Source organism: Streptomyces sp. PKA51, from assembly GCF_057552455.1.
This window is the reverse complement of sequence record NZ_BAAJPZ010000004.1, coordinates 330,433-354,605: the sequence shown is the minus strand read 5'-3', so window position 1 is coordinate 354,605 and position 24,173 is coordinate 330,433. Positions and strand designations below refer to the sequence as shown.

The window sequence follows — 24,173 nt, the reverse complement described above, 5'->3', positions numbered from 1 at the left end:
GGTGTCAACGTGCGTGCACGGCTTCGGTCTTGGGCGGAGGACGAGGGCATGACGGATGCGATGGGCACGGCGGAGCTGGAGGGCTTCCGCCGGGTGCAGCGCCTGGCGTACGCATGTGCGGAGGCGGTGGCCGCCCGGCTGCGGCCGGGGGTGACCGAGCGCGAGGCCGCCCGGATGCAGCGGGAGTGGCTGTACGGGCGCGGGGTGCGGGACTGGTTCCACCTGCCCTTCGCGTGGTTCGGCGACCGGACGGCCTTCACCGGCTTCCGGATACCGCTGCAGTTCTTCCCCACGGACCGCCGGCTGGAGCCGGGGATGCCGTTCATCCTCGACATGGCACCGGTGCTCGACGGCTTCACCGCGGACATCGGCTACTCGGGCTGCCTGGGCGCGAACCCCCTGCACGACCGGCTCCTGGACGACCTGGCCGAGCACCGGGAGCTGATCCTGCGCGAGGTGCGCGAACGCCGCCCGCTGCGGGAGATCTACGAGGACGTCGAGCGGCTCATGGTCCGCCAGGGCCACGTCAACCGGCACCGCGCCTACCCCTTCGGCGTGATCGCCCACAAGGTGGGCCGGGTGCCGCAGCGCCGCTTCTCGCCGCACGTCCTCGGCTTCGGCACGCAGGCGCTCAAGGGGCTGGCGGCGGACGCCCTGCGCGGCCACCGGGAGGGCTGGTCGCCGCTGTGGAGCCCGCGCCGCTCCTCCGGCCACCCGCCGCGGCCCGGCCTGTGGGCGGTGGAGCCTCATCTCGGCTTCCGGGGGACGGGCGCGAAGTTCGAGGAGCTCCTGGTGGTCACCGACTCCCGGGACCCCGAGGAGAGCGCTTTCTGGCTGGACGACGACCTGCCGCACGTACGGCGGGGGAAGAGGGAGGGAGCAGCCGCATGAGCGGGGACGGCACAGGGGACGGCAGGCGGATCGAGGGGGCGCGCGAGCGCACCGTGCGCACGGGCGGAATCGAGCTGTGCGTCGCCGAGCTCGGCGAGGCGGACCGCCCCACGGTGGTACTGCTGCACGGCTACCCCGACTCCAAGGAGGTCTGGGCCGAGGTGGCCGCCCGGCTGCGGGACCGCTTCCACGTCGTGCTGTACGACGTGCGCGGCCACGGCCGCTCCAGCGCCCCCGCCCCGCTGCGCGGCGGCTTCACCCTGGAGAAGCTCACCGACGACTTCCTGGCCGTCGCCGACGCGGTCAGCCCCGGCCGGCCGGTGCACCTGGTCGGGCACGACTGGGGATCGGTGCAGGGCTGGGAGTTCGCCACCGTGGCGGCGACCGAGGGCCGCCTGGCCTCCTTCACCTCGATCTCGGGCCCGTCCCTGGACCACTTCGGGCACTGGATCAAGGAACGGCTCGCCCGGCCCACCCCGCGCCGCCTCGCCCACCTCCTCGGCCAGAGCCGCCGCTCCTGGTACGTGGGGGCGCTGCACCTGCCCGCCCTGCCCGAAGCCGCCTGGCGCGGGCCGCTGGGCCGGCGCTGGCCACGGATGCTGGGCCGGCTGGAGACGCTGCCGCCGGACGCCGACCCCGGCTACCCCACGGCCTCCGTGCGGAGCGACGGCGCCCACGGCGCCTGGCTGTACCGGGACAACGTACGGGCCAGGATGCTGCACCCCCGCCCGGACGCCCACGCCCACGTGCCCGTCCAGCTGATCGTGCCCACCGGCGACATCTACCTCTCCGAACGGCTCTACGACGACCTGGAGCGGTGGGCGCCCCGCCTGGTGCGCCGCACGGTGGCGGCCCGGCACTGGGTGCCGCGCACCCGGCCCGACCTCCTGGCCTCCTGGATCACCGACTTCGTCACCGCCCAGGAGGACGCCCCGGCCGGCGGCGTGCCCGCCCGGGTGCCGGCGGGCACCGGCCCGTACGCCGACCGCTTCGGCGGGCAGCTCGTGCTGGTCACGGGCGCGGCGAGCGGTATCGGGCGGGCCACCGCGCTGGCCTTCGCCGAGGCCGGCGCCCGCGTGATCACGGTCGACCGGGACGCCGCCGGGGCCGCCCGCACCGCCGAGCTGGCGCGACTGACCGGGGCACGCGGCGCCTGGGCCGAGTGCTGCGACGTCTCCGACGAGCAGGCCATGGAGAAACTGGCGGCCAAGGTCGCGGACGAGCACGGCGTGGTGGACGTGCTGGTCAACAACGCCGGCATCGGCCTGGCCGGCACCTTCCTGGACACCACCGCCGAGGAATGGCGCCGGGTCTGGGACGTCAACGTCGGCGGCGTCGTCCACGGATGCCGCGTCTTCGGCCGGCAGATGGCCGAGCGGGGCCAGGGCGGGCACATCGTCAACACCGCGTCCGCAGCGGCCTTCCAGCCCTCGCGCGGCCTGCCGGCCTACAGCGCCTCCAAGGCGGCGGTGCTGATGCTCAGCGAGTGCCTGCGCGCCGAGCTCGCCGGCAAGGGCATCGGGGTCACCGCCGTGTGCCCCGGCATCGTCAACACGCCGATCACCGGCAGCACCTCCTTCGTGGGCGTGGACGAGGAGGAACAGCGCCGCCGCAGGGAGCGGACCGCACGGCTGTACGCCCGGCGCAACTACCCGCCCGAGAAGGTGGCCGCTGCCATCCTGCGGGCGGTGGCCGGCAACGCCGCCGTGGTGCCGGTGGCCCCCGAGGCACACGTCCTGCGGCTGCTCTCCCGCTTCACCCCGCGGCTGCGGCGAGCCCTCGCGCGGATCGATCCCCCGCTGTAGCCGGACCGGAAGAGGACCTGGAGGAACCCCCGCATGAAGCACGGCCACCGCATAGCCCCGCGCCGCGTGTCCTTCGACTGGCGCGAGACCCCGCTGCACTGGATACCGGACGAACCCACGGCCACCCACGTGGTCAACGTGCTGCACCTGCTGCTGCCCGCCGGCGAGCGGTGGTTCGTCAAGGTCTTCAAGGAAGCCCTGCCGCTGGTCACGGACGAGGCGCTACGCAAGGACGTCAAGGGCTTCATGGGCCAGGAGTCCACCCACAGCGTCCAGCACTCCTACGTGCTGCAGCACCTCGCCGAACAGGGCCTGGACACCACGCCCTACACCCGGCACGTGGACTACCTCTTCGACGTGCTGCTCGGCGAGAAGCCCCCCTTCGGCCTGCCCCTCACCGCCCGCGAATGGCTGCGCTTCCGGCTCTCGGTGATCGCGGCGATCGAGCAGTTCACGGCGGTGCTGGGCGACTGGGTGCTGCGCGCGGACACCGTGGACGCGGCCGAGCCGGACCCGGTGATGCTGGACCTGCTGCGCTGGCACGGCGCGGAAGAGGTCGAACACCGCTCCGTGGCCTTCGACATGTACGAACACTGCGGCGGCGAGGACCCCGGCCGCTACGCCCGGCGGATGCTCGGCATGGCCGTCACCGCGCCCACACTGTTCTACCTGTGGGGCCGGGGCGCGGCCTACCTCATCCGCAACGACCCCTGGCTCACCGGCCGGCTGCGCTACACCCTCGGCCATCACAACCGGGCCATCTCCAAGGGCCTGCTGCCCTCCTGGCGCGAGCTGGGCGCGGCCGTGCCCCGCTACCTGCGGCGCTCCTACCACCCCTCCCAGGAGGGCTCGATGCAACGGGCCGTCGCCTACCTCGTCTCCTCCCCCGCCGCCCGGGCCGCCGCGGGCGCGGTGGGCCGCGCCGCAGCCGCCTCGTAAGGAGTCGCCGTGCCGGAAGCGGAATACCGCATCGAGGACCTGGCCCACCGCAGCGGCACCACGGTCCGCACCATCCGCGCCTACCAGGACCGCGGCCTGCTGCCCAGGCCCCGGCGCGACGGCCGCGCCAACGTCTACGGCGAGGCCCACCTCACCCGGCTGCACCAGATCGCGGAACTGCTGGAGCGCGGCTACACCCTGGCCAGCATCAAGGAACTGCTGGACGCCTGGGACACCGGGCGGGGCCTGGGCGGGGTGCTGGGCCTCGTCACCGAGACCGAGGGGCCCTGGAGCGACGAGGAGCCGGGCCGGATCGGCCGCGCCGAGCTCGCCGCGGCCTTCGGCGGGGAGTCGGACGACGACGCCGTCCGGGAGGCGGTGGACCTCGGCGTCCTCGTCCGGCTGCCGCCCTCGGGCGAGGAGCCCGGTGAGGAGCGTGGCGAGGAGTTCCTGGTGCCCAGCCCCCGGCAACTCGCCGTCGCCGTCGAGCTGCACGCCGCCGGGGTGCCCCTTTCCGCGATCTCCGGCCACCTGCGCGAACTGCGGACCCAGGTCGAACACATCGCCTCCCGCTTCCTGGAGTTCACCACCGAACACGTCTTCCGCCCCTACCTCGACGGGCCGCTCGCCGACGAGAAGGCCGCCGAGGCCGCCGACCTGGTGCGCCGGCTGCGCCCGCTGGCCCAGCAGACCGTGGACGCCGAACTGGCCCGCGCCATGCGGGAGCTGGCCGTCAGCCACCTGCGCCGCCACCTGGCCCCGCCGCCCTGCACGCCCCCCGCGGACGATCCCCCCGAACCGGTGCCGCTGCCGGCCGCGACCGTGCGCGCCGTGCGGGCCCTGGCCGGACCCGCGAACACCGCCGCCTTCATCGCCGCCGCGGCCGAGCGGGAGGTCCGGGCCCGCACGCTGGACGCGCTCGTCCTACCCCCGTTGGAGGACGAGAGCATCCGGCATGCGGGCCCGGAGGCGGGTTAGGCCGTGGCCGGCGGGTCCTGGTCATGCACGGTGCCCCATCTGCGGGCGCGTCGTGGCTTGTCGCGCAGTTCCCCGCGCCCCTACGGGGCGCCCCCGTCAGGGGCACGGGGCGGTGCCGATCTGCGGCTGCCGCCGCGTGGGCGCGATCGGCCACCGACGGCCCGCAGTCGACGCGCAACCCCCTGCGGGGCGCTGCCTGATCCGCCGGGCAGGCGCTACGCGCCCTGTTCCATGCGGGACCTGACGCGCTCCGGGTAGCGGGCCGTGAACATGGCCGGCGCCATGAAGCCGGCCACCTGCACCGGTATCGAGACGGCGCTGCCAAGCCCCGCGGCGGCGACCCCCGCCAGCGCCGCCGCGGTGACGGTGAACGAGGCCGCCCAGGCCGCCGTGAGGACCATGTTGATCCGGCGGAAGCCGGGGTGCTCCCACACCTCGCGCGGCGCCTGGCGCTTGGCTATGCCGGTGGTGAAGGGCCGGCCCACCAGGAGCGTCGCCCAGGCGGTGACGGCGAGCCAGCCGAGCGACAGGCCCCCGCCGTAATGCCGCAGCCCGCTGTGCGGCAGGGCGAAGGCCAGGGCCGTCAGGGCCGCGAAGAAGACGGCGGTGCTGCCCTCCAGCACCAGCGCCTCGCGCTCCGTGCCCGCCCGGCGCTCCGAGGCCAGCAGTGCCAGCGCCGCCACCAGGCCGGTGACCGCACCCCACTGCCAACCGGCCGACGAGACGACCGCGAAGGCGATCCAGGGAATGAAGCCGCGCAGGTAGTTCACCGGATCTCCTCGATCCCTCACTGACATTCCAATGTTGACAGGTCGAAGTTAGAAGATCCATCCCCCACATGTCAACTGTGGAAGGTAAGGTGGGGACCATGAGCCTGAGACACGCCATGCTCGGCCTCCTGGCCGAGCAGCCGGCCAGCGGATACGACCTGATGAAGCGGTTCGAGACCACGCTCGGCAACGCCTGGCCGGCCACGCAGAGCCAGGTCTACGGCGAGCTGGGCAAGCTCGCCAAGGCCGACCTGCTCGAAGTGGTGTCCGAGGGCCCGCGCGGCCGCAAGGAGTACGCCATCACCGAGGCCGGCCGCGCCGAGCTGCGCCGCTGGCTGACCGAGACGGCCCCCGAGCGGAGCCGCCGCAGCGAAGCGATGCTGCGGGTCTTCTTCCTCGACCTCCTCACCCCCCTGGAGGCCGTCGCCTACCTCACCGGCGAGGCCGAGCGCGTCGCCCGGCAGCACGCGGGCATGCGGGAGCTGGAACGTTCCGTCGACTGGAGCGACGGCTCGCTGGCGGTCAACGGCCGCCTGGCCCTGGAGTACGGCCTGCGCTTCACCGCGATGTACGAGGAGTGGGCCCGCTGGGCGGCCGCGCAGGTCGAGGAGCGCATGCGGCAGGAGAGAGCCGCCCGGCCGGAAGAGGAGGACGCCTCCTGACGGAGGACCGGCTGCTCACAGCCCCGGCGCCCCCCACACCGGGAACCAGCGCCCCAGGTCCTCCTCGATCCGTAGATCGTCCGCCAGCAGCGCCCTGACCTGCAGTTCCAGGGCGTTGTCCCGCTTGTCGTGCGCCGCGGGCAGCGGCGCGAAGGGGTAGAACGTCCCGCGCTTGTAGAGGTAGACGAGGGCGAGCGGCCGCCGGTCGCCGTCCGCGAACGCCATGAGCGAGCACAGCAGTTGGGGTCCGAATCCGCCGTCCTGCAGCAGGGTGTTCACCGCGTGCAGGTCGCTCACCAGGGCGGCGGTGTCCTCGGGGGGCTGCCGGGCGAGCAGCCAGGTGTAGCCGTAGGCGTCCCTGCTGAACTCGACGGGCGCGCCGCCGCGTGCCACGTCGGTGTCCAGCAGCTCCCCCACCTCGCGCCGGATCCGGTCGAACGCCCCGCCTTCGACGCTGGCGAAGCACACCGACGCCAGTCCCGTCGGTGTGAACCCGGCCCCCGCCTGCAGGGTGACGGCGGCGGAGGGCAGGGCGAACAGCCGGTCGAGATCCGGCCCCACCTGCCGGCTGCGGCCGAGGATCGCGTCCCACCAGCCCATCAGGCGCCTCCCATCAGGCGCCTCCGAGCTGTGCCGTGATGCGTCCGAGCTGGTCCAGCCGCTGTTCCAGGGAGGGGTGGGAGTCCAGCAGCCGGGTCAGGCTCTCCTTGGAGAAGGCGGGGACGAAGTAGAAGGCGTTGAAGGGCTCCGCCTGGCGCAAGTCGCGGGTGGGGATGCGGGCCATCTGCCCGGTCACCTTGGTCAGCGCGGACGCCAGTGCCGAGGGACGGCCGGTGAGCAGGGCGGCGGCGCGGTCGGCGGACAGTTCGCGGTAGCGGGAGAGCATGCGGGTCAGCAGGAAGCTGATCGCGTAGACGGCCGCGCTGATCAGCGGGACGAGCACCAGGAGCACGGCGGTGTTATGGTCGCGGCCGCCGGCCCGGCGCAGCCCGCCCCACAGCCCGATGCGGGTGACGATCCCCGCCAGGACGCCGAGGAAGGAGGCGACGGTCATGACCGCCACGTCGCGGTGGGCGACGTGGGAGAGCTCGTGCGCGAGCACGCCTTCGAGCTCCTCGGGTTCCAGCCGGCGCAGCAGCCCGGTCGTCGCGCAGACGACGGCGTTGCGCTGGTTGCGGCCGGTGGCGAAGGCGTTGGGCACGTCGCTGTCGGCGATCGCCACGCGAGGTTTGGGCATGTCGGCGAGCGCGCACAGCCGGTCGACGGCGCCGTGCAGCTCGGGCGCCTGTTCGCGGGTGACCTCGCGGGCGCCCATGCCGAAGGCCGCGATCCGGTCGCTGAACCAGAACTGGGCGACGAACACCGCGCCCGCGAGCACCAGGACCACCGGCCAGGACCCGCGCAGCAACGCCACCAGCACACCGACGAAGACGACGTACAGCAGGCCGATGAGGAACATCGTGCCGACCATGCGGGTGGTCAGCCCCCGGTCGGGGGCGAATCGGGATCCACGCACCGCGCACCTCCAGGGCCCGGCGGAGCCTTCGTCCCGATTCTCCCTCTCCGGGGCCCGCGGGTCAGCCCAGCTGGGCGAGCGCGTCCGTGGCGATCTTCTCGAAGATCGCCACGTCCGCCGCGAAGATCGAGTCGGCGATCGGGAAGTGCACCACGATCTCGTCGATCCCCAGCTCGGCATGGGCGCCCGCGAAGTCGACGAACGCGTCGAAGGACTCCAGCGGCCGGTCCGGGGTGAAGCCGGTGAGCAGCACCTTCGGCAGCTCGGCGACGTCACGGCCGGCCTTGGCGCAGACCTCCCCGAGCCGCTCGATCTGCCCGGCGATGGCCGCCCGGGACTGCTCCGGCGTGCCCGTCTCGTACAGCTTCGGGTCGCCCGTGGTCACCCACGCCTGGCCGTGCCGGGCCGCCAGCCGCATCCCGCGCGGGCCGGTGGCCGCGACGGCGAAGGGCAGCCGGGGCCGCTGCACGCAGCCGGGGATGTTGCGCACCTCGTGGGCCGCGTAGTGCTCGCCCTCGTGGGTGACGACGGGCTCGGTGAGCAGCCGGTCCAGCAGGGGCACGAACTCGGCGAAACGGTCGGCGCGCTCGCGCGGCGTCCACGGCTCCCGGCCGGGCCCGAGCAGGGCGGTGGCGTCGAAGCCCGAGCCGCCGGCGCCGATGCCGAGCGTGATGCGCCCGCCGGAGATGTCGTCCAGCGAGATGAGCTCCTTGGCGAGCGTCACCGGGTGGCGGAAGTTCGGGGAGGTGACCAGCGTGCCCAGGCGCATCCGGGACGTCACGCCGGCGGCCGCCGTCAGGGTCGGCACCGCGCCGAACCACGGGCCGTCGCGGAAGGTGCGCCACGAGAGGTGGTCGTAGGTGTACGCGGTGTGGAAGCCCAGCGCCTCGGCGCGCTCCCAGGACGCCCGGCCGCCCTCGTGCCAGCGGCGGTCGGGAAGGATCACGGTGCTCAGTCGCATGCCCCGAGCGTAACCGCCGCCCCGGAAATCCGTACGCACGCACATGCGTACGCAAACGAGTACGCACGCTTGTGCGCACGCCCCACCGCGGTACCGGAGAATGGGCCCGTGACTTCCGCTACCGAGCAGCCCGGTCCGCCGCCGCCCCGCCGGAGCCCCGCCGTGCCCCGGCTGATCGCCACCGACCTGGACGGCACCCTGCTGCGGGACGACAAGACCGTCTCCCCCCGGACCGTGGCCGCCCTGGCGGCCGCCGAGGCCGCCGGCATCGAGGTCTTCTTCGTCACCGGCCGCCCGGCCCGCTGGATGGACGTCGTGGCCGACCACGTGCACGGGCACGGCCTGGCCATCTGCGCCAACGGCGCCGTCGTGGCCGACCTGCGCGACGGCGCCCGCTTCGTGAAGGTGCGCCCGCTGCGGGCGGCCGCCGCCCTGGAGATCGTCCACGCGGTGCGCGCCGCGGCCCCCGGCGCCTCCTTCGCGGTCGAACGCACCGGAGGCGTGCGCTACGAGCCGCAGTACCCGCCCTTCCCGCTCGACCCGACCAAGGAGACCGCCCCGGCCGAGGAGCTGCTGGGCGACGGCGAATGCGCCGACGACCCGGTCGTCAAGCTGCTGGCGTACCACCCGGAGCTGGAACCGGACGCGTTCTTGCACCTGGCCCGGGCCGCCGCCGGCGAACACGGCGTCTTCACCCGGTCCAGCCCCACCGCGCTGCTGGAGATCAGCGGCCCCGGCGTGAGCAAGGCCAGCACGCTCGCCGAGTGCTGCGCGGAGCGCGGCATCTCCCCCGACCAGGTGGTCGCCTTCGGCGACATGCCCAACGACCTGGAGATGCTCGACTGGGCGGGCACCGCGTACGCCATGGCCAACGCCCATCCCGAAGTGCTGGCCGCGACGGTGCTGCACACCGCCGCCAACACGGAGGACGGCGTGGCCGCCGTCATCGAGGAGATCCTGCAGCGCCTGTAGCTGCGCATGTGCGGCAAGCACGGCACCTCGCCTGCGGGCGCGTCGTGGCTTGTCGCGCAGTTCCCCGCGCCCCTTACGGGGCGCAGCACCGCTGCACGCGCCGCTAAAGCACCACCCCGCGGGCGCGGAGCCAGGGGACGGGGTCGACGGCGCTGCCGAAGTCGGCGGTCGTGCGGACCTCGAAGTGCAGGTGCGGCCCGGTGGAGTTGCCGGTGGTGCCCGACAGGGCGATCCACTCGCCCGGGCGCACCCGGTGGCCCGGGGCCAGCAGCGGCGCCGCCAGGTGGGCGTACTGCGAGTACCAGCCGCCCTGGTGGCGCACGACCATGCTGATCCCGAACGGCCCGCCACAGCCGATGGACAGCACCGTCCCCGCGCCCACCGAGCGCACCGGCGTGCCCGTGGGCACCGCGAAGTCCTGCCCGCTGTGGCCGCTCGCCCAGTGCGCGCCGGTGCCGCCGAAGCCGGCGCTCAGCTCGTAGCTCAGCAGCGGCCGGGTCCAGCCGGAGCGGGAGACGCCCGCGCCCCGGTTGGCGTCGTCCTGCGGCTGCGCGGCGCCCTGCAGCTCCTCCTGCAGCCCGTCGAGGTCCACCGGGGTGCAGCGGCCGTCGCGGACGGTCTGCTCGGCCAGGGCGTTGAGCTCGCTGCGCGAGGTCGCGAGGCGCTCCTCCAGGGCGGCCTTCTCCGCCCGCAGCCGTGCGGTGTCGGCGGCCAGGGCCTGGGCCGTGACGGAGGCCGAGAGCCGGCCGGCGGCCAGCGTCCGGCTTCTGTTGTCGTTCTCGATGAGCATCCGGGCCAGCCGCTCGCGCCGGTCGAATTCCATCATCTGCATCGCGATCAGCTCCAAGGGCTCCTCCGCCACGTCCGGGGAGCCCGCCGCGGTGAAGCCGCCGGTGCGGTACTGCTCGCGCGCCGCGGCCCCCGCGTCCCGGCGCAGCAGGGAGGCGGCCGACCGCTGTCCCTGGAGCTGGTGGGCCAGCCGCGCGGCCCGCGTCCGCTCCTCCTTGGCCGCCCGCACGTCCCGCTCGTACCGCAGGGCGATCCGGCCGGCCTCGTGGGCCAGGCGCAGGACCTCCGAGCCGACGCGCACCAGGCGCTGCGGCCGCCCGGCGGTCGACGGTTCCGCGGCCGAGACGGGCACCAGCAGGATGCCCAGCGCGCACAGCGCGGCGACGCCGCGCAGGCGCCTGTGCCCGGCGCGCGCGGCCCGGCGCGTCCGCCACGGCCGGCGGTGGGGAGCGTACGGATGCAATCGCCGCATGCCGCGATCCTGCGCGGGCACCCGGCGGACCGCGCCCGCGGGCGACCGTTCGGAGGAAGGAATGCGGCCGGAAGGACCCGCCCGTACGCCCACCGGGCCCACGGGCGGCGCGCTACAGCGGCGCCTGCCACACCACCGTCGTCCCGCCGCCGTCCTCGCCGATGCCGGGGCCGTATCCACTGGAGCCGCCGAGGGACTCGGCGCGCTTGGCGAGGTTGCGCAGCCCGCTGCGCCGGCCGCCCTGCGGGATGCCCACTCCGTCGTCGGCGACCGTCAGGCGCACCGCCTCCCGGCCGTCCGGCAGGGTGACGGTGGCGTCGACGGCGACCTCGATGCGGGAGGCCCGCGCGTGCCGGTAGGCGTTGGAGAGCGCCTCCCGCAGGGCGGCGATCAAGTTCTTGCCGGTGAGTTCGCCGACCTTGGCGTCCACCGGGCCGGTGAACGTCGCCGACGGCCGGAAGCCCAGCGGCACCGCCGCCGTGCCCAGCTCCCGCAGCACCCGGGTGCGCAGCCCGGCGGGGCTCTCCGTGGGCTCCTGCTGCAGCGCGAAGATGGCGGTGCGGATCTCCTGGATCGTCACGTCCAGCTCGTCGACGGCCTGTCCCACCTTCTCGCGCACCTCGGGCAGGTCGGCCATCCGGTGGGCGCTCTCCAGCAGCAGCCCGGTGGCGAAGAGCCGCTGGATGACCAGGTCGTGCAGGTCGCGGGCGATGCGGTCGCGGTCCTCGAAGACCGCGAGGCGCTCGCGGTCGCGCCGGGCCTGGGCCAGGACGAGCGCGAGGGCGGCCTGCGCGGCGAACTGGACGGCGAGGGTCCGCTCGGTGTCGCTGTACGGTCTCGCCCCGCGCCGCCGCGGGATGGCGAGCGTGCCCAGCACCCGCTCGCCGCTCTTGAGCGGCAGCAGCATGCTCGGGCCGAAGCGCGGCGCCACCTCCGTGATCATGCGGGGGTCGGTGGCCGAGTCGTCGACGAACACCGGCTCCCCCGCCATCAGCTGCGAGACCACCGGGCTGTGCGGCGGCATCACCGTGCCCAGCAGTTCCTCCGGCTCGTCGGCCGCGACCGCCACCATCTCCAGGCCGCCCTCGCCGTCCGGCACCAGCACGATGCCGGCGTCGGCACCGGCGAGCCGGCGCGCCTGCTCGGCGACGACGGTCAGCGCGTCCTCGCCCTCCCCGCCCGAGAGCAGGGCGGTGGTCACCGCCACCGAACCGTCGATCCAGCGCATGCGCTGCCCCCGCTCCTCGTGCACCCGCGCATTGCCGATCGCGATGCCCGCCTCGGTCGCGAGGATCTTCACCATGTGCAGGTCCGCGATGCCGAACTCGCCGCCGTCCCGCTTCTCCGTCAGGTACAGGTGGCCGAAGATCTCGCCGCCCACCCGGATCGGCACCCCCAGCGCATGCCGCCCGTCGGGGAAGGCCGCGATCCCGCCTCCGTTCCCCTCCGCCGTGCCGTAGGTGACGAAGTCCGACAGCTCCTCCCCGCCGGCCGCGCCGACCACCCCGATGGCGGCGTACCGGGCGCCGGCCAGCTCGGCGGCCGTGCGGCAGATGCGGTCCAAGGTGGTGTGCAGCTCCATGCCGGTGCCGACCGAGCGCATCGCCTCCAGCAGCTGCGGCACCCGCCCGGTGAGCTCCGTGGACAGCCCCCACAGGCTGCGCGTGGCCTCGGTGGCCGCGTCCAGGGAATCCATGGGCCGGGCGGCGGATCCGCCCGACGACTCGCCGGCGGACTCGCCGGAGGGCCTGTCGGGGGACTCGTCCGGGGGGTCCGCGGGCCCGGTGGGCCCCGCCGTGGCTGCCATGCCGCCGAGCCTAATGAGCCCCATTTGCCAGGGAAAGCGCCTTTCGGTGAGTGTCCGGCGCGTCGTTGCCCGCTTCCCGGTCGAGCATGCGGCGGAACGGCCCCGGCGCGCCCGCGAGCTCCTCGTACGTCCCGCGCTGCACCACGCGCCCGTGGTCCAGGACGACGACCTCGTCGACATCCGACAGCCGCGCGAGCCGGTGCGTGATGATCACCGTCGTACGGCCCCGGGTCGCCGCCAGCAGATCCGCCGTCAGCGCGTCCGCGGTGGCCGGGTCCAGGTGCTCGGCTGGCTCGTCCAGCACCAGGACGGGGAAGCCCGCCAGCAGCACCCGGGCCAGCGCCAGGCGCTGCCGCTGGCCGCCCGACAGCCGGGCGCCGTGCTCGCCGACCATCGTCTCCAGCCCCTGCGGCAGGCCGTCCACCCACTCCAGCAGCCGCGCCCCCGCCAGCGCCGCGCGCAGCTCCTCCTCGCCGGCCCCCGGCCGCGCCAGCCGCAGGTTCTCCCGCAGCGAGCTGTCGAAGACGTGCGCGTCCTGGGCGCACAGCCCCACCAGGCGGCGCACCGCGTCGCCGTCCATCGCCGCGGCCTCGCGGCCCGCCAGCGTGTACGAACCGGACTCGGCGTCCAGGAAGCGCAGCAGCACCTGGGCCAGCGTGGTCTTGCCCGCACCCGACGCCCCCACCACCGCGATGCGGCGGCCGGCCGTCAGCTCCATCCCGAAGTCCTCCAGCGCCGGCGCCTGCTGCCCCGGATACCGTGCCGTCAGGCCCTGCACCCGCAGCGGGAAGGGGGACTCCGGTGCCGGCTGCGTCCCCTCCCGTACGGGCTCGGGCGCGTCCAGCACCTCGTACACCCGCTCGGCCGAGCGCCGTACGCGCTGCCGGTGCTGCACGGCCGACGGCAGGCCGGCCACCGCCTCGAAGGCGGCCAGCGGCAGAAGCACCACCACCGCCAGCCACACCCCGCCCAGCCGGCCCTCGTGCACCGCGGCCGCCCCCGCCCACGCCGCACCCGCCACGGTCAGACCGCAGGCCAGCGCCGACAGCCCGGCCCCCAGCGCGGTGGCCGCCGACGCCCGGCGGGCGATACGCGTGAGCGCCCCGTCGGTCGCCCGCAGCCGCGCCAGCCGGGCCGGCACCGCACCGGCGACGGTCAGCTCGGCGAGCCCCGTCATCAGCTCGACCACCTGCTCCGTCAACTGCCCTCGCGCCGGCGCCAGCCGCCGCTCGGCCCGCCGGGCGACGGCACCGGACAGCACCGGCACGACGACCCCGGCCAGCAGCAGCCCGGCGGCCAGCACGGCACCGGCCTCCGGCAGCAGCCACGCGGCGAAGGCCACCGAGGCGGTGCCCACGACCAGGGCCGAGACCAGGGGCAGCAGCCAGCGCAGGAAATAGTCCTGCAGCGCGTCCACGTCGGCGACCAGGCGGGAGAGCAGGTCGCCCCGGCGGCTCTCCCGCAACCCCGCCGGCGCCAGCCGCTCCAGCCGCCGGTAGACCGCGACCCGCAGATCCGCCAGCACGCGCAGGGCCGCGTCGTGGGACACGAGGCGCTCGGCGTACCGGAAGACGGAACGGCCGATGCCGGACGCCCTGGTCGCGGTGACCGCCACCATCAGGTACAGCACGGGCGGCTGTTGGGAGGCGCGGGAGATCAGCCAGCCGGAGGTGGCCATCAGGGCCAGGGTGCTGGCGAGGGCCAGCGTGCCGAGCGCTGCCGCGAGGACGAGCCTTTTGCGTACGGGGTGTGCCGCTGCCCGCACCCGGGCCAGGGCCCCGGCCCTTCGGGCCGGGGAGTCCACCCACCCGCCCGCCCGATGCCCCGGCACCGCATCCGGCTGGGTGGGAACGTGCGGTTCCCGGTGGACCGGCTGGTGCGTGGGCGATGCCCCCGGCCCCGCCGGTCGGGCAGGACCCAGGTGCACCACCCGGTCCGCCACCGCCAGCAGGGCCGGGCGGTGGACGACCATGATCACCGTGCGGCCCGCCGCCAGTCTGCGGACCGCCTCGACGACGGCCGCCTCCGTCGTGCCGTCCAGGGCCGCCGTCGGCTCGTCCAGCAGCAGGACCGGGCGGTCGGCGAGGAACGCGCGGGCCAGGGCGAGGCGTTGGCGCTGCCCGGCGGACAGCCCCGCGCCGTCCTCGCCGAGGCGGGTGTCAGTGCCCTGCGGCAGCATGGAGACGAACTCGAGCGCACCGGCGTCGCGCAGTGCGGCGTGCAGCTGTGCGTCCGTGGCACCGGGCCGGGCCAGCGTCACGTTCTCGGCGACGGTGCCGGCGAAGAAGTGGGGGCGCTGCGGGACCCAGGCCACCTGGTCCCGCCAGCCGGAGGGGGTCAGCGATGTCAGGTCCGTCCCGCCGATCAGCACGCGTCCGCTCGTGGGGCGCTGCAGCCCGAGCAGGACGTTCAGCAGGGTGGTCTTGCCCGATCCGCTGGGGCCGGTCAGGGCGACCGTCTCGCCCGGGGAGACGGTCAAGGTGGTGGCGGCCAGGGCCGGTTCGGTGCGGCCCGGGTGGCGCACCTCGACGTCCTGCAGGCGCAGCGCGGCACCGCGCGCGTCCGGGGCCGACTGCGTGCCGGCCGGGGCGGGCGCGGTCTGCAGGAGGGTGAGCGCCTCGTCCGCGGCCGCCAGGCCCTCGGCCGCGGCGTGGTACTGCGCGCCGACCTGGCGCAGCGGGAGGTACGCCTCGGGGGCGAGGACGAGCACCATCAGCCCGGTGGCCAGGTCGAGTTCACCGTGCACGAGCCGCATGCCGATGCCGACGGCGACCAGGGCCACCGAGACGGTGGACAGCAGTTCCAGGGCGAAGGAGGACAGGAAGGCCAGCCGCAGGGTGCGCAGGGTGGCCCGCCGGTAGTCGGCGGTGATCGTGCGGATGGAGGCGGCCTGGGCCTTGGCGCGGCCGAAGACCTTGAGCGTGGGCAGGCCCGCGACGACGTCGAGGAAGTGGCCCGACAGGCGGGAGAGCAGCCGCCACTGCCGGTCCATCCGGCTCTGGGTGGCCCAGCCGATGAGGGCCATGAACAGGGGGATGAGGGGCAGGGTGAGGACGATGATCAGGGCCGAGAGCCAGTCGGCGGTGCCGATGCGGGCGAGCACGGCGACGGGGACGACGACGGCGAGGCCGAGCTGGGGCAGGTAGCGGGCGAAGTAGTCGTCGAGCGCGTCCATGCCGCGCGTGGCCAGGGTGGCCAGGGCACCGGTCGGGGCGGCGCCGGGTCCCAGCAGGGCGGCGTGGGCGAGGAGCCGGGTGCGCAGGGTGGACTTCACCGCGGCGCTCGCACGGTGCGCGGCCCGTTCGGTGAGCCAGGCCACCGCCGCCCGGCCGAGGGCGGCGGCGGCCAGCAGGGTCAGCGGCCGCAGCAGGTCCGCGGGCGTCCGGCCGTGCTGGAAGGCGCCGGTGACCACCTCGGCGATCAGCATCGCCTGGGCGATCACCAGCCCGGCGCCCGCCAGGCCGAGGGCGACGGTGGCGGCGACGAAGCGGCGGGCCGCTGCGGCGTGGCGCAGGAGCCGGGGGTCGACGGGCTTCATGGCGCCGGGCTCAGTGGGCGGCCGGGATGTGCCGGGTGGAGATCCGCTTGCGGAAGACCCAGTACGTCCATGCCTGGTAGCCGATGATGACGGGGGTCGCGAAGGCCGCGACCCAGGTCATGATCTTCAACGTGTAGGCGGCGGAGGCGGCGTTGGTGACGGTCAGGCTCCACGCGGGGTCGGAGGTGGAGGGCAGCACGTTCGGGAAGAGCGCGAGGAAGACCGTGGCGAAGGCGGCCGCCACCGCCAGTCCGGACAGCGCGAACGCCCAGCCCTCGCGGCCCGCCCGGTTCAGCAGCTGGGCCAGCGGCAGGGCGCCGAGGGCCAGGACGACCGCGGGCAGGCTGCGCCCGTTGCCGTACGCCGCCTGCGTCCAGATCAGGAAGGCGGCGGCGAGCAGCAGGGCCGCGATGCCGTAGCGGCCGGCGTGGGCGCGGGCCCGGTGGCGGATGTCGCCGTCGGTCTTCAGGGCGGCGAAGACCGCGCCGTGGAAGGTGAAGAGCACGAGCGTGAACAGGCCGCCGAGCAGGGCGTAGGGGCTGATCAGGTCGAGCACGTCACCGGTGAAGTTCTTGTCGGGCCCGATCGGCACCCCGCGCACGATGTCGGCGAAGGCGACGCCCCACAGGAAGGCGGGCAGCAGCGAGCACCAGAAGATGGCGGCCTCCCAGGTGCGCTGCCAGCGCTCCTCGGGGCGCTTGTGGCGGTACTCGAAGGCCACGCCGCGCACGATCAGGCACACCAGGATCGCCAGCAGCGGCAGGTAGAAACCGCTGAAGAGGGTGGCGTACCAGTCGGGGAAGGCGGCGAAGGTGGCGCCGGCGGCGGTGATGAGCCAGACCTCGTTGCCGTCCCAGACGGGCCCGATGGTGTTGATCAGAACCCGGCGTTCGGTGCGGTCCTTCGCCAGGGTGCGGGTGAGCACACCGATGCCGAAGTCGAAGCCTTCGAGGAAGAAGTAGCCGGTCCACAGGACCGCGATGAGCAGGAACCAGAAGTCGTGGAGGTGCATGGCCCTCTCTCCCTTGTCTGTTGACGCTCCGCCGCGCCGGTCAGTACGCGAACGTCATCGGCTTGTCGGCGTCCTCGGGCCGCTCGCCGGCGGCGTCGCGGCCGCCGGGCAGCCGCAGCCGGGGGTCCTTCGCCGGCGGCTGCTCGTCGGTGTCGGGTCCGGCCTTGCCGTACTTCAGCAGCAGCCGGACCTCGACCACGGCGAGCACCGCGTACAGGCCGGTGAAGACGGCCAGCGAGGTGATGACCTCGCCGCGGCCCACGCCCGGCGAGACCGCGTCGGAGGTCTTCATCAGGCCGTAGACGGCCCAGGGCTGACGGCCCATCTCGGTGAAGATCCAGCCGAAGGAGTTGGCCAGGAGCGGGAAGCCCATGGTCAGGATGCCGATGCGCCAGGACCACGCGGTCAGGAAGGGGTTCATCTCCCGGGTGCGGGTGAGCATCAGGCGCGGGATCTCGTCCTCCCCGACGCGCTTGTCCGGTGCCACCCACAGCTTGCGGCGGGTGGTCCACAGGCCGATCAGGCCGGCCACGAAGGAGGTCATCCCGAAGCCGATCATGAGGCGGAAGCCCCAGAAGGTCATGAAGATGCTCGGGATGTAGTCCTCGGCCTTCCCGCCGTAGCGGGCGGCCTCCTGGGCCGCGACGTCCTTGATGCCGGGGACGGACTCGGTGAAGTTGTTGTGGGCGAGGAAGGACAGCAGGCCGGGTATCTCGATCTCGACGCTGTTGTGCCCCTGGGAGACGTCGCCGACCGCGAAGACCGAGAACGGCGCCGGCGACTGCGTCTCCCACAGGGCCTCGGCGGCGGCCATCTTCATCGGCTGCTGCTCGAACATCACCTTGCCCAGCTCGTCGCCGCTGACGGCCGTGCCCAGGCCGGCGATCACGGCGACGACCAGGCCCACGCGCAGCGAGGCGAGCATGGCCGGCAGCTGCCGGCGCTGCTTGGCGCCGAGCTCCTCGCCCCGGATCTGCTTGCGCTTGGCGCGCCAGAGGTGGAAGGAGGAGACGCCCACGATGAAGGCCGCGCCGGTGAGGAAGGCGGCGGTCAGGGTGTGCAGGACGACGACCATGGTCGTGTTCTGGGTGAACACCGCCCAGATGTCGGTCAGCTGCGCCCGGCCGGTGGCCTTGTCGACGGTGTAGCCGACGGGGTGCTGCATCCAGGAGTTGGCGGCCAGGATGAAGTAGGAGGAGAGGATCGTGCCGAGGGCCACGATCCAGATGCAGGCGCAGTGGATCTTCTTGGGCAGCTTGTCCCAGCCGAAGATCCACAGTCCGATGAAGGTGGACTCGAAGAAGAAGGCGAGCAGCGCCTCCATCGCGAGCGGGGCGCCGAAGACGTCGCCGACGAAGCGCGAGTAGTCCGACCAGTTCATGCCGAACTGGAACTCCTGCACGATGCCGGTGACCACGCCCATGGCGATGTTGATCAGGAAGAGCTTCCCCCAGAACTTCGTGGCGTGGAAGTACTTCTCCTTGCCCGTGCGGACCCAGGCCGTCTCCAGGCCGGCCGTGATCGCCGCGAGGCTGATGGTGAGGGGGACGAAGAGGAAGTGGTAGACGGTCGTGATGCCGAATTGCCAGCGGGCGAGCGTCTCAGGAGCCAGGGCCAGATTCACCGGGGTCTCTCCTTGCCTCTTGCCTCACCGGTGACGCCTGCCACCGGTGGTTTCGCCCCTGTATGCCCCGCATAAATGCGGGCATCCAAGCGCGCTTGTGAACGCGTTCACATTCACAAGCATCATGGCACACCCGTTTTTCGGACAAGCAGCCGGGGTGCCCCGACCGGCCCTAGCGCACAACGGAACGGGCCCCCACCCCGCAGGGGGTGAGGGCCCGTACGCCCGACGGCGGCGCCGTCACAGCTCCTTGCGGAACTCCTCCGCCGCCCGCAGCACCAGGTCGTTCGCCTCGGTCTCGCCGATCGTCACCCGCACGCCCTCGCCCGGGAACGGCCGGACGACCACGCCCGCCCGCTCGCAGGCGGCGGCGAAGTCCGCGGCGCGCTCCCCCAGCGGCAGCCAGACGAAGTTGGCCTGCGACTCCGGGACCGTCCAGCCCTGGCCGACCAGCCCCTCGACCACCCGGGTGCGCTCGGCCACCAGCGCGTCCACCCGCTCGCGCAGCGCGTCCTCGCTGCGCAGCGAGGCGACGGCCGCGTCCTGGGCCATCTGGCTCACGCCGAACGGCACCGCGGTCTTGCGCAGCGCCGCGGCCACCGGCTCGTGGGCGACGGCGAAGCCGATCCGCATGCCGGCCAGGCCGTACGCCTTGGAGAAGGTGCGCAGCACGCAGACGTTGGGCCGGTCGCGGTACAGGTCGATACCGTCGGGCACCTCCTCGTCCCGGATGAACTCGCGGTAGGCCTCGTCGAGCACGATCAGCACGTCCGAGGGCACACGGTCCAGGAAGGACTCCAGCTCGGCCCGGCGCACCACCGTGCCGGTGGGGTTGTTGGGGTTGCAGACGAAGATCAGACGCGTCCGCTCGGTGATCGCGGCCAGCATCGCGTCCAGATCGTGGACCGCGCCCTCGGTCAGCGGCACCTGCACCGGGGTCGCGCCGGAGACCTGGGTGATGATCGGGTACGCCTCGAAGGACCGCCAGGCGTAGATCACCTCGTCACCGGGGCCCGCCGTCGCCTGCACCAGCTGCTGGGCGACGCCGACCGAACCGGTGCCGGTGGCCAGGTGGGTCAGCGGCACGTCGAAGCGCTCGGCGAGCTCGGCCATCAGGCCGGCGCAGGCCATGTCGGGGTAGCGGTTGAGGGAGGCGGCGGCCTTGAGGGCGCTCTCCAGCACCCCGGGCAGCGGCGGGTACGGGTTCTCGTTGGAGGAGAGCTTGTACGCCACGGGGCCGCCGGCGGCCGCGGGCCGGCCGGGCTTGTAGGTCGGTACGCCCTCGAGCGCGGCGCGCAGCTTCGGGGTCTTCTCGGTCACCGCGGGTCCTCCTCCACCTCTGACTGAATACACCACACCTTATGAGGATTGCCCGGGGCGGCGTCCAGAGTTTCGGGAGCGCTCCTCGCAGGTCCGCGCGCCGTGGCGGGCGCCCTGGCGCGCGTCCCTCGTGAAGGTGAGTTGAGACCTCTTCGAGACCTGGACCATTCCGCGGGCGTGGATATGCCAGAGGCCCACGGCACCCCGCAAGCTCCCTCAACTACCTGCGATTCCATGATCATTGAGGGAACCGGTCACAGCAGAAACGTGCCTGTCAACAGTCAAATGAGGCACCCTGCCAAAGGACCACCCGAGCCCTACTATCGGCCTGCCATGACAGCAGCAGGGAAGCATCAGGTGAGCCGGGCTGAGACCTCCCGCCGGGGCAGCAGGCAGGGGCGCGCGGGCATCCGCGACGTGGCCGCCGCCGCCGGGGTGTCGATCACGACCGTCTCCGACGCGCTCAACGGCAAGGGCCGGCTACCGGACGCGACCCGCCGCCACGTCCGCGAGGTCGCCGACCGGCTGGGCTACCGCCCGTCGGCCGCGGCCCGCACGCTCCGTACGGGCAAGTCCGGGCTCATCGGACTGACCGTGACCACATACGGGGATGAACCTTTCACCTTCACCGAGTTCGCCTACTTCGCCGAGATGGCCCGGGCCGCCACCTCCGCCGCGCTCGCCCGCGGCTACGCCCTGGTCATCCTGCCCGCGACCTCCCGTCACGACGTGTGGTCCAACGTCGCCCTCGACGGCACGGTCGTCATCGACCCCTCCGACCACGACCCGGTCGTCTCCGACCTGGTCCGCCAGGGCATCCCGGTGGTCTCCGACGGGCGCCCGGCCGGCTCCCTGCCGGTGACCGCCTGGGTGGACAACGACCACGAGGCCGCGGTGCTCGACATCCTCGACCACCTCGCCGCCGCCGGGGCCCGCCGGATCGGCCTGCTCACCGGCACCACCACCGACACCTACACCCGGCTGTCGACCACCGCCTACCTGCGCTGGTGCGAGCGCGTGGGCCAGGACCCGGTCTACGAGGAGTACCCCGCGCACGACCCCTGCGCCGGCGCCGTCGCCGCCGACCGGCTGCTGGCCCGGCCCGACCGGCCGGACGCGGTGTACGGGCTGTTCGACCCCAACGGCACCGACCTGCTCGCCGCCGCCCGCCGCTACGGCCTGCGCGTCCCCGACGACCTGCTGCTGGTGTGCTGCAGCGAATCCACCGTCTACGCCACCACCGAACCGCCGATCACCACGCTCTCGCTCAAGCCGCGGCGCATCGGCACCGCGGTCGTCCAGCTGCTCATCGACGCGATCGAGGGCCTGGGCAGCGGCCGCCCGGTCGAGCAGGTGATACCGACGGAGCTGATCGTGCGGACGTCCTCCGAACGGCGCCCGCCGCGCACCACCGTGAGCCCCCCGCGCGGGCCCGCATCCGGCTGACACCTCGCGACCACCCGTACGCCCGGACAGCCGCGCACCACCACCCGCACCACCCCGCACGTCCCCCCACTGCCACCGCAGCCACCTCCCGCCCGCCGCGCCGATCCGCGGCGGACCGCCGGCCGACCGGCCCACGCACCCACCCGCCCGCCACGCCCGGACGTCGCCCGGGCGCGGGACGTCAACCGGAAGCACCCCCGCTCCCGGGGGAGCGGGTCACCGGGCCCGGGGACGGCGCACGGGGCCGCTCGACCGGCCCGAACGGCTCATTTAACGGCGCATTTGGGGAGAAATGACCGGCGATCCCGGTCACCCGCCCCGATTCACAGCCCCTGGTGCGTCACAAGGCGCGACGGTCATTCCTATGATGGGCGCACGACACCGCGGACCGCCGTCGACCAGGCAAGGTCCACAAGGTGCACGGCGGCGCGATGGTGGAGGGGTCGATGACTCAGGGGGCCGGGCAGGGACCTGCGGCACGGGCCACGGCGGCGATGCCGCCCATCTCCGGGTACGCCGCAGCGCAGCCTCCCGCGCCCGGCTACGGCCACCCCGCCCCGCCCCCCGTGCCGCCCGCACCGGCCCAGCCGCCGCTGCCCGGCGGCGGGGAGTACGGCGAGTACCCCGAGGGCTACACCCCCACCGCCCGCGACCTGCCCGTCATCCACCGCGGCGCCCCGCAGGACGTGCCCACCGTCGAGCTCACCCCGCTCGCCGCGCCGCAGCCCCAGCCGCAGCCCCAGCAGGACCCCCTGCCGGCCGGCCCCGGCCCGCTGTACGTCGTCGGCGACGTCCACGGCTACCTGGACGAGCTGTACGAGGCACTGGCCGCCGAGGGCCTGATCGACGCGCACGGCAACTGGGCCGCCGGCAACGCCCGGCTGTGGTTCCTCGGCGACTTCACCGACCGGGGCCCCGACGGCGTCGGCGTGATCGACCTGGTGATGCGGCTGTCCGCGGAGGCCGCCGCCGCCGGGGGCTACTGCAAGGCCCTCATGGGCAACCACGAGCTGCTGCTCATCGGCGCCCGCCGGTTCGCCGACACCCCCGTGAACTCCGGCGCCGGCACCGCCTCCTTCCAGGCCGCCTGGCTGCTCAACGGCGGGCAGCGCAGCGACATGGAGCGGCTGCAGGACCACCACCTGCAGTGGATGTCGCGCCTGGACGCGATCGCGGAGGAGGACGGCCACCTGCTGCTGCACTCCGACACCACCGCCTACCTCGAGTTCGGCGACTCCATCGAGGCCGTCAACGACGCCATCACCGAGGCCCTGCAGCGCAACGACCCCGACGAATGCTGGGAGCTGTTCCGCAAATTCACCAAGCGCTTCGCCTTCCGCGACGAGGAGGCGGGGCCCCTCGCCGTACGGGAGCTGCTGCAGACGTACGGCGGCAGCCGTATCGTCCACGGCCACAGCCCCATCCCCTATCTGCTGGGCGAGGTGCCCGCGGAGGACGCGGACGGCGAGGACGGCGCGCCCCTCGTGGACGGCCCGCACCTGTACGCCGACGGGCTCGCGGTCGCCATGGACGGCGGGGTCACCATGGCCGGAAAACTGCTGGTGGCGCAACTTCCGCTGGCCGACTGAGGATTCAGCGGGGCGTTCCCCGGGCAGATCGAGGGTTCCACCGGCGCGGGGCAATTCGGGAAACCGGCTGTCACCGCGCGCCGGTAGCGCTCTACCATCGGCTTGTCCGTCGCAGGCTCGCTCTCCTCCGTTTCCGCCCACTGCCCGGTACAAGCCGACACCACGGCGCCATACGGAGCATCGGGGGATGCACATGAACAGCGCTCCGCACCTGCTTGCCGAGGACCGCCCGGAATTCGAGCGGCTTCTCGACCAGGCGCTGCGTACCGCGAACCAGGACCCGGAACTGTCCGCACTCATAGGACAGCGGCTCGGCACCGAGCAGCTGCGCAGCATGGCACGAGGGGCCATGGCCGCCATCGTCTCGTGCGCGGCGACGGAATATCAGGAGCTCATCGCCGTCCGTGAGGAACTGCGCGCCCGCTCCGCCGCCGCCCGGCCCCAGCCGGTCGGCGGCGGTTCCGCTTCCGCTTCCGGCGGCGGGAGCGAGGCGGGGGACGACCACGCGGTCGCCTCCGCGAGCACGACCCCGGAGGGGCCGGACGCCCCGGGCGCCGGCGCACTCGCGGTGGTCGCGGTGCTGGCGCCCGTGCTGGCCGGAATCGCGGCCTTCCTGTTCCTGCTCATCGGCTATGTGATGCGCACGGTGGGCACGGGCGGGTCGGCGGCCGGCCAGATGGTCACCATCGGCTGGTGGTTCGGCGGCCTGACCGTCGCCGCGGTGCTGGTGGCCTCCTCCGGCCTGCTGGTCACCGCCCTGCGCACCGGCCGGGAGGCCCAGGACGGCACGCCGCACGACCCCCTCGCCGAGGAGGCCGAGCGGGCCCGCGAGGCCTGGCGGCAGGCCCTGCTGCACCGCGGCCTGCTGCCGTTCCTGAGAGAGGCGCTGATCAACACGGGCGCCCCGGCGCGCCGTTCGTACGCGAACGGCGGCGGGCCGCCGCCGCCCGGCGGCGCGGGCCGCACGCCGCGGCTGGGCTACTCCCCGCCGGGCTTCACGAGCCCTGAGCAGGGCGGCAACGGCAGAGCTCCGCAGTGACCGGCGCCCCATAGGGGCGCGGGGCAGTGTCGACCTGCGGCTG

At 73.9% G+C, this 24,173-nt stretch carries 19 protein-coding genes; 9 read left to right on the top strand and 10 right to left on the bottom strand.

What is annotated here, in order from left to right:
* Nucleotides 1-48: 48 nt before the first annotated feature.
* From AC27L3_RS08770 to AC27L3_RS08755, 4 genes are read left to right on the top strand one after another with little or no spacing between them, the layout of a single operon-like run.
* The gene (locus AC27L3_RS08770) at nucleotides 49-891 is read left to right on the top strand and encodes a M24 family metallopeptidase (protein WP_487233417.1); all 843 of its coding nucleotides are present in this window, start codon (nucleotides 49-51) and stop codon (nucleotides 889-891) included.
* On the top strand, nucleotides 888-2,696 hold the full coding sequence (locus tag AC27L3_RS08765) for an SDR family oxidoreductase (protein ID WP_487233416.1): 1,809 nt from the start codon (nucleotides 888-890) through the stop codon (nucleotides 2,694-2,696). Before AC27L3_RS08770 ends, AC27L3_RS08765 begins: the two co-directional genes overlap by 4 nt.
* Before the next feature lie 33 nt (nucleotides 2,697-2,729).
* Nucleotides 2,730-3,635, top strand: coding sequence for a metal-dependent hydrolase (locus tag AC27L3_RS08760; RefSeq protein ID WP_487233415.1), 906 nt, complete (start codon nucleotides 2,730-2,732; stop codon nucleotides 3,633-3,635).
* Nucleotides 3,636-3,644: 9 nt separating this feature from the next.
* Nucleotides 3,645-4,613: a MerR family transcriptional regulator gene (locus AC27L3_RS08755; protein ID WP_487233414.1), complete on the top strand. Its 969-nt coding sequence runs from the start codon at nucleotides 3,645-3,647 to the stop codon at nucleotides 4,611-4,613.
* A 215-nt stretch (nucleotides 4,614-4,828) separates the two neighbouring features.
* Here AC27L3_RS08755 and AC27L3_RS08750 read toward each other — a convergent pair whose 3' ends face one another.
* Nucleotides 4,829-5,383 carry a hypothetical protein gene (locus AC27L3_RS08750; RefSeq protein WP_487233413.1) on the bottom strand — a complete coding sequence of 185 codons (555 nt, stop codon included), beginning with the start codon at nucleotides 5,381-5,383 and terminating at the stop codon, nucleotides 4,829-4,831.
* 98 nt (nucleotides 5,384-5,481) lie between these two features.
* Between AC27L3_RS08750 and AC27L3_RS08745 the strand changes: the two genes are divergently transcribed.
* Nucleotides 5,482-6,045 (top strand): PadR family transcriptional regulator, encoded by a 564-nt coding sequence (locus AC27L3_RS08745; RefSeq protein WP_487233412.1) that lies wholly within the window; start codon nucleotides 5,482-5,484, stop codon nucleotides 6,043-6,045.
* A 15-nt stretch (nucleotides 6,046-6,060) separates the two neighbouring features.
* Here AC27L3_RS08745 and pspAB read toward each other — a convergent pair whose 3' ends face one another.
* The 3 genes from pspAB to AC27L3_RS08730 form a co-directional block, all read right to left on the bottom strand.
* Entirely contained in the window at nucleotides 6,061-6,645 is a 585-nt protein-coding gene (gene pspAB / locus AC27L3_RS08740; RefSeq protein WP_487233411.1) for a PspA-associated protein PspAB, read from the bottom strand.
* Between the two features lie 13 nt (nucleotides 6,646-6,658).
* Complete coding sequence (gene htpX, locus AC27L3_RS08735) at nucleotides 6,659-7,561, bottom strand: zinc metalloprotease HtpX (RefSeq protein WP_487233410.1); 903 nt, start codon at nucleotides 7,559-7,561, stop codon at nucleotides 6,659-6,661.
* Nucleotides 7,562-7,622: 61 nt separating this feature from the next.
* Nucleotides 7,623-8,522 carry an LLM class flavin-dependent oxidoreductase gene (locus AC27L3_RS08730; RefSeq protein WP_487233409.1) on the bottom strand — a complete coding sequence of 300 codons (900 nt, stop codon included), beginning with the start codon at nucleotides 8,520-8,522 and terminating at the stop codon, nucleotides 7,623-7,625.
* A gap of 108 nt (nucleotides 8,523-8,630) precedes the next feature.
* Between AC27L3_RS08730 and AC27L3_RS08725 the strand changes: the two genes are divergently transcribed.
* A complete protein-coding gene (locus tag AC27L3_RS08725) occupies nucleotides 8,631-9,494 on the top strand; it encodes a Cof-type HAD-IIB family hydrolase (RefSeq protein WP_487233408.1) in 864 nt (287 codons plus the stop codon).
* A 103-nt stretch (nucleotides 9,495-9,597) separates the two neighbouring features.
* On the opposite strand, the gene AC27L3_RS08720 is transcribed toward AC27L3_RS08725, so the two are convergent.
* The 6 genes from AC27L3_RS08720 to hisC all read right to left on the bottom strand — a co-directional run bounded on the left by AC27L3_RS08720 (nucleotide 9,598) and on the right by hisC (nucleotide 20,056).
* A complete protein-coding gene (locus tag AC27L3_RS08720) occupies nucleotides 9,598-10,755 on the bottom strand; it encodes a M23 family metallopeptidase (RefSeq protein WP_487233407.1) in 1,158 nt (385 codons plus the stop codon).
* 112 nt (nucleotides 10,756-10,867) lie between these two features.
* Nucleotides 10,868-12,451, bottom strand: a complete 1,584-nt coding sequence (locus AC27L3_RS08715; RefSeq protein ID WP_487233512.1) for a GAF domain-containing protein — start codon at nucleotides 12,449-12,451, stop codon at nucleotides 10,868-10,870.
* Nucleotides 12,452-12,572: 121 nt separating this feature from the next.
* Nucleotides 12,573-16,100: a thiol reductant ABC exporter subunit CydD gene (gene cydD / locus AC27L3_RS08710; protein WP_487233406.1), complete on the bottom strand. Its 3,528-nt coding sequence runs from the start codon at nucleotides 16,098-16,100 to the stop codon at nucleotides 12,573-12,575.
* Between the two features lie 10 nt (nucleotides 16,101-16,110).
* Complete coding sequence (cydB, locus tag AC27L3_RS08705) at nucleotides 16,111-17,112, bottom strand: cytochrome d ubiquinol oxidase subunit II (RefSeq protein WP_487233405.1); 1,002 nt, start codon at nucleotides 17,110-17,112, stop codon at nucleotides 16,111-16,113.
* A 40-nt stretch (nucleotides 17,113-17,152) separates the two neighbouring features.
* Entirely contained in the window at nucleotides 17,153-18,736 is a 1,584-nt protein-coding gene (locus AC27L3_RS08700; RefSeq protein WP_487233404.1) for a cytochrome ubiquinol oxidase subunit I, read from the bottom strand.
* Nucleotides 18,737-18,976: 240 nt separating this feature from the next.
* Nucleotides 18,977-20,056 carry a histidinol-phosphate transaminase gene (hisC, locus tag AC27L3_RS08695; RefSeq protein ID WP_487233403.1) on the bottom strand — a complete coding sequence of 360 codons (1,080 nt, stop codon included), beginning with the start codon at nucleotides 20,054-20,056 and terminating at the stop codon, nucleotides 18,977-18,979.
* Nucleotides 20,057-20,389: 333 nt separating this feature from the next.
* Here hisC and AC27L3_RS08690 point away from each other — a divergent pair, with 333 nt between their 5' ends.
* The 3 genes from AC27L3_RS08690 (at nucleotide 20,390) to AC27L3_RS08680 (ending at nucleotide 24,130) form a co-directional block, all read left to right on the top strand.
* Entirely contained in the window at nucleotides 20,390-21,502 is a 1,113-nt protein-coding gene (locus AC27L3_RS08690) for a LacI family DNA-binding transcriptional regulator (protein WP_344433077.1), read from the top strand.
* Nucleotides 21,503-21,933: 431 nt separating this feature from the next.
* Entirely contained in the window at nucleotides 21,934-23,091 is a 1,158-nt protein-coding gene (locus AC27L3_RS08685; protein ID WP_487233402.1) for a metallophosphoesterase family protein, read from the top strand.
* A gap of 187 nt (nucleotides 23,092-23,278) precedes the next feature.
* Nucleotides 23,279-24,130: a hypothetical protein gene (locus tag AC27L3_RS08680; RefSeq protein WP_487233401.1), complete on the top strand. Its 852-nt coding sequence runs from the start codon at nucleotides 23,279-23,281 to the stop codon at nucleotides 24,128-24,130.
* Nucleotides 24,131-24,173: the final 43 nt, after the last annotated feature.

Excerpts from the sequence above, each read along its gene's own strand:
- AC27L3_RS08770 (WP_487233417.1), top strand. The coding sequence starts at position 49 with ATGACGGATGCGATGGGCACGGCGGAGCTGGAGGGCTTCCGCCGGGTG.
- AC27L3_RS08765 (WP_487233416.1), top strand. The coding sequence starts at position 888 with ATGAGCGGGGACGGCACAGGGGACGGCAGGCGGATCGAGGGGGCGCGC.
- AC27L3_RS08760 (WP_487233415.1), top strand. The coding sequence starts at position 2,730 with ATGAAGCACGGCCACCGCATAGCCCCGCGCCGCGTGTCCTTCGACTGG.
- AC27L3_RS08745 (WP_487233412.1), top strand. The coding sequence starts at position 5,482 with ATGAGCCTGAGACACGCCATGCTCGGCCTCCTGGCCGAGCAGCCGGCC.
- pspAB (WP_487233411.1), bottom strand. The coding sequence starts at position 6,645 with ATGGGCTGGTGGGACGCGATCCTCGGCCGCAGCCGGCAGGTGGGGCCG.
- AC27L3_RS08730 (WP_487233409.1), bottom strand. The coding sequence starts at position 8,522 with ATGCGACTGAGCACCGTGATCCTTCCCGACCGCCGCTGGCACGAGGGC.
- AC27L3_RS08720 (WP_487233407.1), bottom strand. The coding sequence starts at position 10,755 with ATGCGGCGATTGCATCCGTACGCTCCCCACCGCCGGCCGTGGCGGACG.
- AC27L3_RS08715 (WP_487233512.1), bottom strand. The coding sequence starts at position 12,451 with ATGGATTCCCTGGACGCGGCCACCGAGGCCACGCGCAGCCTGTGGGGG.
- cydD (WP_487233406.1), bottom strand. The coding sequence starts at position 16,100 with ATGAAGCCCGTCGACCCCCGGCTCCTGCGCCACGCCGCAGCGGCCCGC.
- cydB (WP_487233405.1), bottom strand. The coding sequence starts at position 17,112 with ATGCACCTCCACGACTTCTGGTTCCTGCTCATCGCGGTCCTGTGGACC.
- AC27L3_RS08690 (WP_344433077.1), top strand. The coding sequence starts at position 20,390 with ATGACAGCAGCAGGGAAGCATCAGGTGAGCCGGGCTGAGACCTCCCGC.
- AC27L3_RS08685 (WP_487233402.1), top strand. The coding sequence starts at position 21,934 with ATGGTGGAGGGGTCGATGACTCAGGGGGCCGGGCAGGGACCTGCGGCA.
- AC27L3_RS08680 (WP_487233401.1), top strand. The coding sequence starts at position 23,279 with ATGCACATGAACAGCGCTCCGCACCTGCTTGCCGAGGACCGCCCGGAA.